Here is a 14830-nt window from a genome sequence, read left to right on the forward strand (position 1 = left end):
ACACCCCCACCTCCGAAGGAGGCACCCCCATGTCCGGATCCACCGACAGATCCCTCGGACGCCGCACCTTCGTCCTCGGTACGACCGCGGCGGCCGTGAGCGCGACGGCCCTCACCCCGACGGCCGCCGCCGCGAGCTTCGGCTACACGGACGACGGCTCGAACTACGTCGTCGACACCGGCGCGAACCTGGTCTTCAAGGTCAGCAAGACCAACGGCGACCTGACCTCGCTCGTCTACCGCGGCACCGAGTACCAGGGCTACGGCGGCAAGAACTCGCACGTCGAGTCCGGCCTCGGCACCTCCACCGTGACCATCGCGCAGTCCGGTTCGACGATCCTCGTCTCCGTCGCGTACGGCACGCTCAAGCACTACTACGCGGCCCGCAGCGGCGAGAACGACGTCTATCTGTGGACCAACAAGGCCGACACGTCGGTCAGCGCCACCCGGTACATCGTGCGCGTCAAGGCGGGCCTGTTCCTCAACGACGAGCCGGACTCCTACACGTACGCGCCCACCACCATCGAGTCCGCGGACGTCTTCGCGAAGTCCGACGGCCAGACCCGCTCCAAGCACTACTCGAAGCTCCGGGTCATCGACTACAACTACCTCGGCTGGACCACCGGAAGCGTCGGCCTGTGGATCGTGCGCAGCAACCACGAGAAGGCCTCGGGCGGCCCGTTCTACCGCTCCCTGCTGCGGCACCAGAGCGCGGACGGCGGCGGGCTGTACGAGATCCTGTACTACGGCGAGAACCAGACCGAGTCGGAGCGCTTCGGCCTCCAGGGTCCGTACGTCATCGCCTTCACGGACGGCGGCGCGCCCTCCTCCTCGCTGTACGCGGGGAATCTCACCACCTCCTGGGCGGACTCGCTCGGCATCTTCGGGTACACGGCCGCGAGCGGCCGGGGCCGGGTCGCGGGCGTGGGCATCTCGGGGCGCGACACGGCGTACGCGTACACGGTCGGGCTCGCCAACTCGGCCGCGCAGTACTGGGGTTCGGCGCGGGCCTCGGACGGCTACTTCTCGATCGCGGGCGTGCTGCCGGGGTCGTACACCCTCACGGTCTTCAAGGGCGAACTCGCCGTGTACACGTCGTCGGTGACGGTGACGGCGGGCGGGACCACGACGCTGAACAGCATCGCGATCCCCTCCTCCAACGACCCGTCCAACGCGAGCGCGATCTGGCGGATCGGCACCTGGGACGGCACGCCGAGCGGGTTCAAGAACGCGGACCTGATGACGTACGCGCATCCGTCGGACGTCCGGGCCGCGTCCTGGACCGGCAACGTGGTCGTCGGCAGCGGCAGCGAGACCTCGGCGTTCCCCTGCTATCTGTGGAAGGACGTCAACAGCGGCATCGTCGTGTACTTCAAGCTGACCGCCGCCCAGGCCGCCGCCGCGCACACCCTGCGCATCGGCGTGACCACGGCCTACGCCAACGGCCGTCCGCAGATCGTGGTCAACGACACCTGGACCTCGGCCGTCCCCTCACCGCCCACCCAGCCGAGCACCCGGTCGCTGACTGTGGGCTCCTACCGGGGCAACAACTACACGTTCACCTACAGCGTTCCCGCGTCCGCCTGGCTGACGGACACCAGTGCGTACAACACGCTGAAGATCTCCGTGGCGAGCGGCTCGGGGTCGACGTCCTTCCTCAGCGCGGGTACCTCCATCGACGCCGTGGATCTACTGACTTGACGTCATGTTCCGCGTGTCCACTGCTGGTTGGTTCCTCCGTTGCAGGTGTACGTGATGATCGCGGCGGAGTTGGCGGTGGACGCGCCGGACACGTCCAGGCACTTGCCGCTCGCCCGGGCCTTGACGAGCACATAGCTGCCGGACGTGGTCAGGCTCCACTGCTGGGCGGTGGCGCCGGTGCAGTTCTCCTGGGTGACACTGGCGGAGTTCTCCTGGAGGCACAGGGAGCTGCCCCGGCCCATGAGTTCGTAGTAACCGGTCCCCAGGTCCTTGAACCACCACTTCTGGTTGGTGCCGCTGTTGCAGGTGTACTGGCTGATCGCGACGCCCTGCCACAGCGACTGGCTGGGAACGTCCGCGCACTTGGCGCTGGACCGCCCGACGAGCGTGTTGTAGGTGGCGCTCGTCCCGGCGATCGTCCCGGCGGTGGTGTCGAGCGAGACCTCCGGGTACCAGGACATGGACATCGAGGTGGAGGTCGGGAAGGTCAACGGCAGCCAGACGTAACGCGAGTCGTTGACGGTGCCGCCGAAGGAGTTGCCCCACCGGTCACCCATGTACAGATACGAGGTGCCCGAAGTCCCCTGGACCGGAAGGACGTACGCGGTCTGCGAGTTGTACGTCGTCGAGTCGCCGACGTTGGTCATCGCGGTCCAGGGGCCGGCGATGCTGGTCGCGGTGGCGTACTGCTGCTGGTTGGCGTTCCAGCCCGTGGCTGCCGAGGTCAGCATGAAGTAGACGCCGTTGCGCTTGAACAGCGCCGGTGCCTCGCGGTGGCCGCCCACCCACGGGTTGGCGACCAGGCTGTCGATGCCCGTGTAGTCGGCGGTGAGCTTGTAGATCTGCAGGTCGTAGTTCTCGCGGGCCGCCGACACCATGTAGCCGGTGCCGTCCGTGTCGACGAAGGTCGTGATGTCACGGGACATGTACTGGCCGAGCGGCTGGAAGCTGCCCTGGTAGGTGTAGTTCCCGTCGACCGTGTCCGAGACGGCGACGGCGGCGCGCGCCTCGCTGTAGTCGACGCCGTTCTCCTTGTGCATCCACATCACGAACTTGCCGGTGGACGCGTTGTAGATGACCTTCGGCCGCTCGATGTAGGCGGTGCCCAGCTCGGAGGCGCTGGACTGGGTCAGTACGTGATTGCGGAACTCCCAGTTCTTCAGGTCGGTGGAGCGGTAGGCGTCCACGTACTTGAAGGTGTTGTCGGCGTTGCGGTCCTCGCCGAACCAGTAGTAGTAGCTGCCGACCTTGATCACCCCGCCGCCGTGTGCGTGCACGGCGTTGCCCGAAGTGTCGGTGAACTGGGTGCCGTTGGTGATGGTCTGGGCCGCCGCCTGGGCCGGTCCGGCGGTCACCAGTGCCGCGGCGAACGCACAGCACAGGGCGACAAGGATTGCGTACACACGTCTCATCTGACGCCTCTCGGAGGGGGTTCGAGATTTCGTACGGCATCTGTCATTACGAACGCCGAAAAGGTAAGGGTGTGTTACGGGAAGGTCAACGGGTCGCGCGTGACAAAGATGGACGCGAGATTTCTGTTATCGCCGCCGTCCGCGTACGTCTCCGATGACGTGCGCAGCCATACCCACAAGACAGCAGCCGCCGTTGGCGCCCTCGCGACCGTCGCCTTCCTGGTCACCGCGCCTCCCTCTTTCGGCTCCGTTCGCGCGGCGGCCTCGGCCGTCGGCGGCCGTGACGCCACCGCCGACGTCCTCGCGGACCGGGACGTCACGCTCACCGGCGACACGGTGGTCACCGTGCCGTCCGGTACGACGACGTACGACGGGGTGTTCCGCGGCCAGGGCACCCTCACCGTGCGCGGCGGCGGCACGCTGATCCTCACCAAGGACAGCGACTTCACGCTCCCGGCGGCCCGGCAGCGGCAGAAGGTGACCACCCAGGGCGGCAACCACCCGTATACCACCGTGAGCAACCCCGACCCGCCCGCGATCACCGTCGAGCGGGGCGCCACCCTCCAGTACGGCACCGGCGGCGGCACCGGTCTGATCGGCCACTTCCCCTACAACACGCCCGGTTACCAGCTGAACCAGCTCAACGTGCGCGTCGACGGCACCCTGCGCCTCTCCCTCACCCGCACCTTCAACATCGGCACCATCAGCGGCTCGGGCCTGGTCACCCAGCCGCGCAACATGTGGGGCACCCTCGACCTGGCGGGCACCCACCCCTTCTCCGGAGTGATCGACAACGGCACCGGCATGGCGGTGGGCCGTCCCGAGTACCCGGTGGCGCTCCCGAACGCCCGCGCCATCCTCAACCAGGGCTCCTGGATCATCGACACCCCGCTGCACCAGACGATCACCCTGCGCCAGAACTTCTACCAGCGCGCGTACGGCAGCGACGTCAACGTCCACTCGCGGCCCGGCAGCAAGGTCGTGCTCACCGGCCAGTACGGCTACAGCGACCAGGGCGGGGACACCGACCCGTCGTTGAGCGACCCGGGCATCAACTGGCGGCCCATTGCTCATCAGTTGAACAAGCGCGGCACCAACATCGAGGGGGCGGACGTCCAGTGGGGCGACGGGACCACCCACAAGATCTTCATGCCGGGGACGAAGGACACCGTCTACATCAACCTGCACATGGCGAGCGGCGTCCGGTCCCGGCTGACCTTCGCCTACGACGGTCCCGTCACCCTGGGCGCGCCCATCGGCGGCGGCCGGTACCACGACACACTCGCCGCGCCCGGCGCCGGGGACGTCGTGATCAAGGGGACGCCCGGCAACGACGTCACCTTCGCGGCGGAGCAGTACTACGACGGGTCGACGACCATCGAGAAGGGCGCCGTGCTGCGGCTGGGCTCGGGCGCGCGGGGCGGTGACGGCTCGCTGATGACCGGCACCGAGCGCAGACGGATCGTCGACGACGGCACGCTGATCGTCCGCAACACCGCGACTCCTGTGTCGCTGGCCCGTGTCGACGGCGTCGGCGGGCTCACCCAGTCGGGCGCCGCGACGACGACCCTGACGGGCGGCGAGGTGTCGTACACGGGCCCGACGACCATCACCAAGGGCACGCTCGCCCTCGCCTCCGGCGCCACGCTCGCGCACAGCAAGGCGATTCGGCTCACCTCGGCCGGTGCGCGGCTGGACGTGCGGACGACGGGACTTCGGGTGTCCACGTCCCTCAGCGGCAAGGGCACTGTACGGGGCGCGGTCGTCAACGACGGCGAGGTCGCGGGCGCTCTCACGGTGACCGGCGACTACACGCAGGGCGCGAAGGGCACGCTGGTCCTGCGCGACAAGCCCCTGAAGGTGACGGGCGCGGTCCGGCTGGCCGGGGACCTCGATCTGTCGGCCGCCGGGACCGGCCCCGCCGGCGAGATCAGGGTGCTCGACCACACCGGCCGCGCGAGGACGGCCGGCGTCTTCTCCGGCCTGCGCGAGGGCGCCACGGTCGAGCTCGCCGACACCACGTACCGGATCAGCTATCGCGGGGGCGACGGCAACGACGTCACCCTGAAGGCCGTACCGAAGCACCGGACCGCGGCCCCGTCCCCCGCCTCGTCCGGCGCCGCGTCCGTGAAGAACTCCACCGCCGTCGGCGACAGTGAGAACGCGAGCTCGTGGTGGCCGCTGCTGCTCGCGCCACTGCTGGCCGCGCTCGCCGTACCGGTGGTCCGGCGGGGCCGGTCACGGCGACGCGGTGGACGGCGGCACGCTGCCTCCCGGTGAGTCATGGATGGACGAGTGACTCATGGGTGGACGACGGTCACCCCGCGTTCCGCGAGCTTCGTCATGACGGGATCGGGATCTCCTTGGTACTCGCGGTACCACATGCGGTAGGGCATGGTGACGTGCTTCAGGGACGGCAGGTCGAGCAGCGGGCGGCAGTCCTCCAGGTCGCGGCAGTGGCCCAGGTTGATCTCCGTGAGTGCGGGCAGTCCCGTCAGCGCGCCGAGGTCCCGCAGCTCGGCCAGGCCCCGGATGTCGAGTTCGCGGAGGCGCGTGTGGTCGGCCAGGCGGGACACGTCCTTCCATTCCAGGCCGGACAGGCGGAGCGTCTCGATTCCCCCGGCGGGTATGTCCTGCGCCAGGGGGCAGCTGATCAGACTCAGACTCCGCAGGTCAGGGCACTCCTCCAGGCCGCGCAGCGAGTCCAGGACGCGGTTGCGGGAGAAGACCGCCTCGCGCAGCGGGGAGCCGGCGAGGCCGTCGGCGTCCGTGAGCAGGGGGCAGTCCAGGACGGTCAGCTTGCTCAGCGCGGGCAGGCCGCCGAGACCGTCGAGGTCGGTCAGGGACGGACAGTCGTGGACCCAGAGGCTGCTCAGCGCCGTCAGACCGGAGAGTTCTCCGAAGGTGCGCAGGTTGCGGCAACCGGTGACCGACAGATCGGCCAGTCGGTCGTGGCCCACGAGGCCGAGTGGGGACAGATCGCGGAGCTGGTCCAGCCCGATCATGGACAGCCCTTCCAGCAACGGAAGGGCGCCGAGCGCGGAGAAGTCCCGCAGGGACGGGCAGTCGAGGACGCCGACCGATTTCAGGAGGCGCAGTGACGCGATGTCCCGCAGGGAGGTGAGCCGCTCGCTCCCCCGGAGGTACAGGCGGGTGAGGTTCGTCAGTGTCGACAGTCCGCTCAGGTCGGCCAGTTCAGGGCACCCATGGATGCCGACCTTGGTCAGACGGGGATGGACCCCGAATCCGTCGACGCTCTTCAGGCGGGGACATTCGTCGAGGGTCAGCTCGGTCAGGTCGGACAGCGCGTCGATGCCCCGCAGGTCGCGGAGTTGGCCGCAGCTGCGCAGGTCGAGGTGGGTGACGGCGGGTACGTCGCGCAGGCCGGTCAGGTCGCGGATGCCGGTCCAGCCGAGGTCGAGGTGGGTGAGCCGGCGCAGGCCGGACAGCTGACCGGCGTCCTTGAAGGCCCGGCAGCCGCGCAGCGTCAGGGTCTCCAGGGCGGGGAAGGCCGCTCCGAAGCCGTGTGTGGCACGCACCTTGGTCATGCTCAGGTCCAGCTCGCGCAGTCTGCCCAGGGTCAGCAGCGGGGTCGTGTCCGCGACGGCCCGGCAGCGGTGCAGATTGAGCCGGGTCAGCTCGGTGAGGCCGCCGAGGGGCGTGAGGTCCTCGACGCCCGCGCACCCGTTGAGATCGAGATCCCTCAGCTCGCCGAGCGCGCCGACCTCGGTGAGGTCCGTGATCTCCTTGAGGCGGTCGAGGTGGAGGCCGCGGAGCATGGTGAGGTGCCGCAGTCCGCGGAGCGAGTCCGTGCGCCGCAGCCGCAGCTCGGTGCGGCCCTCGCGGCGGAAGGCCGGGGCGAGCAGGGCCTCGCAGAAGCCGTCGGGGTCGGCGGCCGTCGGCCACAGTCGTAAGAGCAGCTCCGAGGAGTAGTCGGCGATCCGGTTGAAGCGGACGGCCAGGTCGAGCGCCTCCCCGTCGTCGGCGAGCATGACGAGTTCCCGGACGGCCTTGCGGGCCTGGGCCGGTTTGGCGCTCTCCAAGAGGGCGCGCAGCGAGTCGAGTTGGGGTGCGGCGCCGTTGCCGTGGTCCGAATTCATGAACGGGACTGTAGGGGCAGGGTCCGACAACGACCCCGCCCCCTTGGTCAACGGCCGGTCGGTGCCGGTGGGAAGCCCAGGAGCGGGGCGAGTTCACGTGCCTCGGCCGCCCAGCCGGCGAGGAAGGCGAAGGCCAACCCCCGCTCCCGGTAACGCCGTTCGGCGGCCACCTCCCCTTGGCCGCCGTAGTCGGGCTGCCGCGCCTCGTCGGCGCGGGCGAGCATCAGGGGCGCGAGCCAGTCGTACTTCACCGCCGAGGCGCACATGCCCAGGCGTACGAGGCGTTCGTCGCCGCGCCAGCCGCTCTCGCGCAGCCCGTGCACATGGGCCTCGTACGCGGCCGCCGCCAGCTCGGGCAGTCGGGCCGCGGGGAGGAACAGGTCCCAGACGGTGTCGGGGATGTAGTTGCCGAGATCCTCGCCGAGCGCGCCGTCCCCGGCGAACGCCCAGTCGATGAGCGCGCTGTCCGGTCCGTGGGACACGACGTTGGCGGGCCACTGGTCGAGGTGGCTGAAGACGCGCGGCAAGGTCTCCATGATCCCGAGGAACCACTCCCGGTCCTGCCGCAGCCGTACCATCGCCTCCCGCACCCCGGCCGGGAAGTGGTCGCGCACCAGCGGATGCCGCCACGCCGTGTCGTCGTCCAGCAGCTCCTGGCCGACGGTCTGCGCGCAGATGTAGTCGCGGAGGAAGCGACGGGAGAGCCAGGGCCGGTCCCGGCCGGGGGCGGCGCCGCGGGTGCCGTCCGCGCCGTGGACGGCATCCACGCCGTGGGTGTCGTCCGCGCTGTCGGAGCCGTCCGCGCCGTGCGTGAGCGCCGCTCCGTGTGCGGCGCCCAGTCGCCGCGCGTGCTCGGCATGGCGGGCGATCGACCACGTCCTGCCGGACTCCCCCCGCACGTCCTCCAGCCACAGCGCCACGTCGCCGTCCGGGCGGTCGACGGAGGCGAGCAGCCGGGGGGCGGTGATGCCCCACGGCTGCCAGCTCCGGGCGAGCCCGGACTCGTACACATGGGCCTCGCGGCGCCAGAAGTTCCAGTGCCTCGGGTCGTCGGACGCGTCCCAGGCGCCGCCGGTGTCCTTGCCGCGGGTGAGCACCTTCACGACGACGGAGCGATCACCGACCGTGACACGCCACACGCCGCCGGTGACGCCGTTCTTGAGGTTGTGGACGAGAGGTTCGAAAACGGCCCGGTCCGCCGGGGCCCCGAGGATCTCCCGCACTTCGGCGCGGAGGATCTCACCACCTTCGGCGTCGAGTTGATCGACTTCACGCATGCCCCCAGGCTAGGGCCCCTTCTACTCACCAGATGGACATAACAGGTCGCGGCCGTCCCCATCGACTAGCGTCGTGACATGACCAGCGACACCCCCCGCAGCGCTTCCTCCCCCTCCCTCGCCGACGCCCTCGCCTCCGGAACGGTCGTCCTGGACGGCGGCATGTCCAACCAGCTGGAGTCGGCCGGGCACGACCTGAGCGACGAGCTGTGGTCGGCGCGGCTGCTCGCCGAGCGGCCCGAGGCGATCACCGAGGCGCACCTCGCGTACTTCGAGGCGGGCGCGGACGTGGCGATCACCTCCAGCTACCAGGCCACCTTCGAGGGCTTCGCGAAGCGCGGCATCCCGCACGGGCGGGCGGCCGAACTCCTCGGCCTCAGCGTGGAGCTGGCGCGGGAGGCGGCCCGTCGCGCGCACGCGAAGGGTGCGACCCGGCCGCTGTGGGTGGCCGCTTCGGTCGGCCCGTACGGGGCGATGCTCGCGGACGGTTCGGAGTACCGGGGGCGGTACGGGCTGAGCGTCGCCGAGCTGGAGCGGTTCCACCGCCCCCGCCTGGAGGTGCTGGCCGCCGCCGCGCCCGACGTACTGGCCCTGGAGACCGTGCCGGACGCCGACGAGGCCGAGGCGCTGCTGCGGGCGGTACGCGGTCTTGGCGTACCGGCGTGGCTGTCGTACACCGTCGCCGGGGACCGTACGCGGGCCGGGCAGCCCCTGGAGGAGGCCTTCGCCCCGGCCGCCGACGCGGACGAGATCATCGCGGTCGGCGTGAACTGCTGCGCCCCCGAGGACGTGGACGGCGCGGTGGAGACGGCGGCGCGGGTGACCGGGAAGCCGGTGGTGGTGTACCCGAACAGCGGCGAGGTGTGGGACGCCGAGGCGCGGGCCTGGAACGGGCTGTCGACCTTCACGGCCGAGCAGGTGACCGGCTGGCGGCGGGGCGGGGCACGGCTGATCGGGGGGTGCTGCCGGGTGGGACCGGGAGCGATCGCGGGGATCACCCGGGCGCTGACGCCGGTGCGGTGAGCGGGTGCTGACGGCGGTTCGGTGAGCGCGTGCCGACACCTGTGCGGTGATCGGGTGCTGACGCCCGTGCAGTAACTCCCGTGAAGCACGCGCTCAATGAGGGCTTCACGGACGGGTGATGGAGTCCCCGTACTCGTCAGCCGATCATGGAGGCCCTCTTGAGCGTGCCCACCACCGAGCAACTGGACGCCTACGTACGGACCCGCCTCGCGCTCGCGGGGTTCGACCTCTCCCTGCTGCCCGAGGTGTTCGACGCGGCGACGGGGGTGCCCACACGGGACCAGGTACTGGCCAACCTGCGGTCGTTCGTGGCCTCCACCCCCGGCGCGATATCCGGCTGGGCACCGCCCGCCGATGCCCCCGCGTACGCGCAGCAGGCCTCGCCGCCCCTCATCTACCCCTCCATCACGGAGGCCTGGACGGGGAAGGCGGACGCCCGATGAGCAGATCCCTCAACCGCCGGGTGTTCCTGGCGAGTTCGACGGCCGTGGCGAGCGGGGTCGCCTTGCGCACGGCCACCGCGGCGCAGGCCTCGACGACTCCCCGTGTCCCCGACATCCACGTACGCGAGGCGGCCCTCGACGACCCCACCGAGGCCACACTCACCGAGGCCGTCGTGCTCATGCGGCGCGGGAAGCTGACCTCGACGACCCTCACCGAGGCCTACCTCGACCGGATCGAACGGTACGACGGGACGTATCAGGCGTACGCGGAGGTGACCGCGGACGCGGCACTCGCGGCGGCGCGCAAGGCGGACCGGGGGCAGGGCGCCCGGGGCGTACTGCGCGGGATCCCGCTCTGCATCAAGGACAACTACTTCACCCGGGGCGTGCCGACGCGCTGCAACTCCTCCATCTTCGAGGACTTCGTGCCGGACGAGGACGCGACGGCCGTGGCCCGGCTGAAGGCGGCCGGCGGGATCGTGCTCGGCAAGGGGCAGATGGGTCCGCTCGCCACCACCCGGGCGACGAAGCCCAACGGGACGGTGACCACGGTCAACGCCTGGACGCCCGGGGACCCGGGCGTCGACCCGGGCGGCTCCTCGACCGGACCGGCCTGTTCGGTCGCCGGGCGCATGGCGGCGTCCTCGATCGGCACCCAGACCGGCGGCTCCATCGTGCTGCCCTCCAACCAGCAGAACCTGACCGGTCTGAAGCCGACCATGGGCCGGGTGTCCATCCACGGCGTCATCCCGCTGTCCTTCACCCGCGACCACTCGGGTCCGCTCGCCCGCGACGCCATGGACGCGGCGCTCATGCTCCAGGTCATGGCCGGTCCCGACGCGAAGGACCCGCGCACGCTGGGACTTCCGGCCGTGCCCGATCTCGTACGGGCCGCCACGCCCGTTCTCTCGCGCGGCGGAGCCCTGCGGATGCGCCGAGCCACCCGGATCGGGGTGCCGTCGGACTTCCTGGTCGCGCAGAAGGAGCTGCGCACCGCCCTCCTGAACCAGCTGGACGCGATTCCCGGCGTCACCCTCGTCGACATCGCCTATCCCGCCGACTGGACCCTGCTGACCGGCACCTTCAACGCGGCCCGGCTCGCCGAGCGCACCGAGCCGTTCCGGCACTGGCTGCGCGAGGACCCGGCCAAGTTCGGTGTCTCGCTGCTCAGTTGGCTCCAGGGGCTGATGCTCTCGGGCGACGAGTGGATCACGGCCCAGCGTGCCAAGAACCATCTGCTGCGGGAGGTCCTGGACGGGCTCATGAACCGCTGCGACGTGCTCCTGCAGACCGGGCCCGTCCCCTTCGACATCCTCGGGCTGCCCGAGATCGCCTTCCCCATCGGCTTCGACGCGGGCGGGGTGCCGGTGGGGGCGATCCTCGGCGGGCAGCCCTACGAGGAGGACCGGCTGCTGGAGGTCGCCGCCGCGTATCAGGCGGTCACCGACTGGCACACGCGGCGGCCCGCCGACCCGGTCCCGGCCGCCGCGCGCCTCAGGGCAGCGATCGCCCGCCCCCGGCTCTCGGCGGAAGAGGTGGCCACGAGCTCGGCCTGACGGCCATGACCCGGCGGGGTCGGCGCGGGCGCGACGAGGGGGCGGACTCCGGGGAGCTGAGCGGGGCACCGGGCCGCCCCGACTCGGCGTCCCACAGCGCCAGTTCACGGTCGCGCGGTCCGAGTACGGTGTGCGGTGCGCCCGCGCCGAAGATCCGGACCGGGTGCGAGGCGTCCCAGGCCTGCCAGCCCGGGTCGCCCTCGACCGCGAACCGCACCCACGCCGCGTGCATCGCGTCGGCGAGTTCCTGCGGGGCGCCCGGGCCCGCGAGCTGCGCCGCCTGGGGCACCTCCACGGTGTCGAACACGAAGCCGAGCTCCAGGGCGTGGCAGGCGCCGAGGCCCGGCACGTTGGAGGGCCAGGCGAACTCGTAGACGTACGCGGGTGTCCGCGGCGGACGGGCATCGGCGAGCCGGTGCAGCGGGACCCGCAGCAGATGGTCGGTGACCATCTGCCCGACGAGGTCCGCGGTGCCCGCCCCAGGATGGATCGCCCGATAGCCGCGGGGCACCTCGTGGCCGCAGCGGCAGCGGGCCATGGCACCGGCCAGGGCGACGGGACCGAGCCGGTCGACACGCTCCAGCAGGCCTCCCGGGGCCAGCCACAACCGGTACTCCTCGCTGGTCCAGCCCAGCAGCAGTTCGACGTCGGGCGCGCCGCCCGCGAGGAGTGCCTCCATCGGGTCGCGCGGGACGAGGTCGCCGTCGACGACGATCCCGAAGGCGGGCCCGCCGAGGACCGGGCTGCTGAGCCTGGCCACGTCGGCCTGGGTGCGCAGCAGCAGGGCGCGGTCCACGGCGGCGAACGCCCGCGCCGTCGCCGGGACCTTCAGCCGGGTGGCCATCCTGCGCACCATGCGCCGCACCTTGTCGCGCTCGCTCGCCTCCGGCGGTCCGCTCTGCAGGACTGCCCGCCGGAACAGCCCCTGGGCGCGCGGGCTCGCCAGCAGCGCCCCGATGCTGATGGCCCCGGCCGACTCACCGAACACGGTCACCCGCTCCGGGTCGCCGCCGAACCGCGCGATCGACTCCCGCACCCACTCCAGCGCGGCGAGCTGGTCGCGCAGCCCGGCGTTGGGCGGCGCGTCCGGGAAGAGCCCGTAACCCTCCACACCCAGCCGGTAGTTGATCGAGACGAGGACGACACCGTCGCGTGCGAAGGCGTGGCCGTCGTAGACGGGAACGGCCGACGAGCCGCGGGTCAGGGCGCCGCCGTGGATCCACACCATGACGGGCAGCCGGGCCCCGGGGCCGGGCTCCGGTGTCCAGACGTTCAGGTTGAGGCAGTCGTCGCCGGGCACCACGGGGTCGGCGAGGAGCCGCGCGAACGCCTCGGAGTACGGGGGCTTGGGCGGCGTCGGCCCGAACTCCCCCGCGTCACGCGCACCGTCCCAGGGCTCGGGCGGGACGGGTGGCCGGAAGCGGCGGGCGCCGAACGGCGGGGCCGCGTAGGGGATGCCGCGGAAGACGGCGATCCCGTCCTCGTACCGGCCGCGCACCGCTCCGTAGGGAGTGGTGACCACCGGGTCGTGCGTCCGTGAAACCGAGTCCACCGCGTCCACCGCCATCCGCCCACCAGCTCCTCACCCGACGCGTCGTGTCCTTCCACAGCAGAGCATCACACCGCCTCCAGTGATCACCACGCTCGTCTGCCGATGCCCCGCCGACACGTACGTGCGTTCGGGTGAGGCCGCGTCCCGCACGACCACCGCGATCGCCGAAGTCGGACGGGGCGGGGAGGGGCTGTCCCGGGCCGCGGAGGGACGGCGAGAAGGGCGAGGGCAACGCGGACCAGGGCCGACCACGGACCGGAGCTGTCGGGCTCCTGCCTGCTCGGGCTCCTGCCTGCGGGGGATGTCGTACCGGGCACGAATTGGTTGCGGCCCGAGCTCCCCGCGGCGGCCGGTGACGGCACTGCGGCAGCATGACAACCCATGAGCAGAGACCGCTACGTCGACTTCCTGCGCGCGTGGGCGATCGGCCTGGTGGTGCTCGGCCACTGGCTGATCACCGCCCTCGTCCGGGAGCCCGGCGGGGAGATCCGCGCGCCGGAACTGCTGGCGACCGTGCCCTGGACCCAGTGGCTGACGCTGGGGTTCCAGATCATGCCGCTGTTCTTCCTCGCCGGGGGCCACGCGGCGGGCGGCAGTTGGGCGCGGGCCCGGGCGGCGGGCGGTACGGCCGCCGGATGGGTCGGAGCGCGGGCGCTGCGGCTGTTGCTTCCGGCCGCCGTGTACAGCGGACTGGTGCTGTCCGCCGTAGGGATCTGCTCGGCGGTCGGCGTGGACCCGAACACCCTTGAACTGGTGGGCTGGGCGATGGCGATGCAGTTCTGGTTCCTTCCGGTGTATCTGCTCCTCAGCGCTCTGACCCCGCCGCTGCACGCGGCGCACCGGCGCTGGGGGCTCCTCGTCCCGGTGGCGATGGGCGCGGTCGCCCTCGTGGCCGACACCCTGGTGGTGACGGCGCACACGCCGTACGTCGGACTGCTCGACTACGTGCTCGTCTGGGGCGTGCCCTACCAACTGGGTTTCTGCTGGCGGGACGGCCTGCTGACGGAGCGCCGGCCGCTCCCGGCCGCGCTGGCGGCGGGCGGCGCACTGGCCTTCGCCGCGCTGATCACCCTCGGGCCGTTCCCGGTCAGTCTGATCCTGGTGACCGGGCAGACCCCCAGCAACACCGATCCGCCGTCGGCGGCGATGCTGGCGTGGGCGGTGGCCCAGGTCGGCCTGTGCCTGCTGGCCGCGCCCGCGGTACGACGGCTGCTGGACCGCGAGCGGGTGTGGCGGGCGGTGGGCCCCGTGGGCGGCGCCAGCATGACGCTGTATCTGTGGCACATGCTGCCGGTGCTGATCGTCGCCGCCGCGTTCTATCTGACCGGCCTCGCGCCCGAACCCGCCCTCGGGTCCGCGGCCTGGTGGGGACTCCGGCTGCCGTGGCTCCTCGTGCTCGGCGTCGTCCTGACCGGTGTCGTGCGGGCGCTGCGTCCCCTGGAGCGCGGGCTGAGCCTCCTCCACGAACGGACGCGCCCGGACCCCGGCTTCTCCCGATCCTACCGTTCCTCCCGCTCCTACCGCTCGTGGCTGCCCTGGCTCGGTCTGGCGGCGAGCGTCACCGCCCTGACCCGCTTCGCCACCCGGGGCTTCGCCCCCGACGGCCGGTTCCCCGTCCTGCCCGCGCTGGGCCTGCTGTTGGGCACGGCACTGCTGACGGCACGTCGCCGGACGACGGCCGACCAAAACCCCGGTGAGCCCAAGGAGGCTTTTCGGGAAGCCGCCTGACGCTACGTCGGCTCCCGTCGACGGGACGGACGGTCGGCA

The 14830-nt window shown here is 71.5% G+C and carries 10 protein-coding genes; 6 read left to right on the forward strand and 4 right to left on the reverse strand.

Going from position 1 to position 14830, the window contains the following annotated elements; all coding sequences use genetic code 11:
• Positions 1–29: 29 nt before the first annotated feature.
• Positions 30–1700: a rhamnogalacturonan lyase B N-terminal domain-containing protein gene (locus KVT44_RS03530; RefSeq protein WP_217566053.1), complete on the forward strand. Its 1671-nt coding sequence runs from the start codon at positions 30–32 to the stop codon at positions 1698–1700.
• A 2-nt stretch (positions 1701–1702) separates the two neighbouring features.
• Here the strand turns inward: KVT44_RS03530 and KVT44_RS03535 are convergent, their stop codons facing one another.
• Positions 1703–3112, reverse strand: coding sequence for an RICIN domain-containing protein (locus KVT44_RS03535; protein ID WP_217566054.1), 1410 nt, complete (start codon positions 3110–3112; stop codon positions 1703–1705).
• A gap of 159 nt (positions 3113–3271) precedes the next feature.
• Between KVT44_RS03535 and KVT44_RS03540 the strand changes: the two genes are divergently transcribed.
• On the forward strand, positions 3272–5392 hold the full coding sequence (locus KVT44_RS03540; RefSeq protein ID WP_217566260.1) for an autotransporter: 2121 nt from the start codon (positions 3272–3274) through the stop codon (positions 5390–5392).
• Positions 5393–5412: 20 nt separating this feature from the next.
• Here KVT44_RS03540 and KVT44_RS03545 read toward each other — a convergent pair whose 3' ends face one another.
• Positions 5413–7212, reverse strand: a complete 1800-nt coding sequence (locus KVT44_RS03545; RefSeq protein ID WP_217566055.1) for a leucine-rich repeat domain-containing protein — start codon at positions 7210–7212, stop codon at positions 5413–5415.
• A 47-nt stretch (positions 7213–7259) separates the two neighbouring features.
• Positions 7260–8489: an aminoglycoside phosphotransferase gene (locus KVT44_RS03550; RefSeq protein WP_217566056.1), complete on the reverse strand. Its 1230-nt coding sequence runs from the start codon at positions 8487–8489 to the stop codon at positions 7260–7262.
• Positions 8490–8567: 78 nt separating this feature from the next.
• Here KVT44_RS03550 and mmuM point away from each other — a divergent pair, with 78 nt between their 5' ends.
• The 3 genes from mmuM to KVT44_RS03565 all read left to right on the forward strand — a co-directional run bounded on the left by mmuM (position 8568) and on the right by KVT44_RS03565 (position 11511).
• Positions 8568–9512, forward strand: coding sequence for a homocysteine S-methyltransferase (gene mmuM, locus KVT44_RS03555; RefSeq protein WP_217566057.1), 945 nt, complete (start codon positions 8568–8570; stop codon positions 9510–9512).
• Positions 9513–9670: 158 nt separating this feature from the next.
• On the forward strand, positions 9671–9955 hold the full coding sequence (locus tag KVT44_RS03560) for a hypothetical protein (RefSeq protein ID WP_217566058.1): 285 nt from the start codon (positions 9671–9673) through the stop codon (positions 9953–9955).
• On the forward strand, positions 9952–11511 hold the full coding sequence (locus KVT44_RS03565) for an amidase (RefSeq protein WP_217566059.1): 1560 nt from the start codon (positions 9952–9954) through the stop codon (positions 11509–11511). The genes KVT44_RS03560 and KVT44_RS03565 overlap by 4 nt, the downstream gene beginning before the upstream one ends.
• Here the strand turns inward: KVT44_RS03565 and KVT44_RS03570 are convergent.
• Positions 11450–13078, reverse strand: coding sequence for a carboxylesterase/lipase family protein (locus KVT44_RS03570; protein WP_217566060.1), 1629 nt, complete (start codon positions 13076–13078; stop codon positions 11450–11452). The genes KVT44_RS03565 and KVT44_RS03570 overlap by 62 nt on opposite strands.
• Before the next feature lie 366 nt (positions 13079–13444).
• On the opposite strand from KVT44_RS03570, the gene KVT44_RS03575 reads away from it, so the two are divergent.
• The gene (locus KVT44_RS03575) at positions 13445–14791 is read left to right on the forward strand and encodes an acyltransferase (RefSeq protein ID WP_217566061.1); all 1347 of its coding nucleotides are present in this window, start codon (positions 13445–13447) and stop codon (positions 14789–14791) included.
• Positions 14792–14830 lie beyond the last annotated feature (39 nt).

The sequence above is a fragment of the Streptomyces sp. GbtcB7 genome (assembly GCF_019091445.1).
Classification (GTDB): Bacteria; Actinomycetota; Actinomycetes; order Streptomycetales; family Streptomycetaceae; genus Streptomyces; species Streptomyces mirabilis.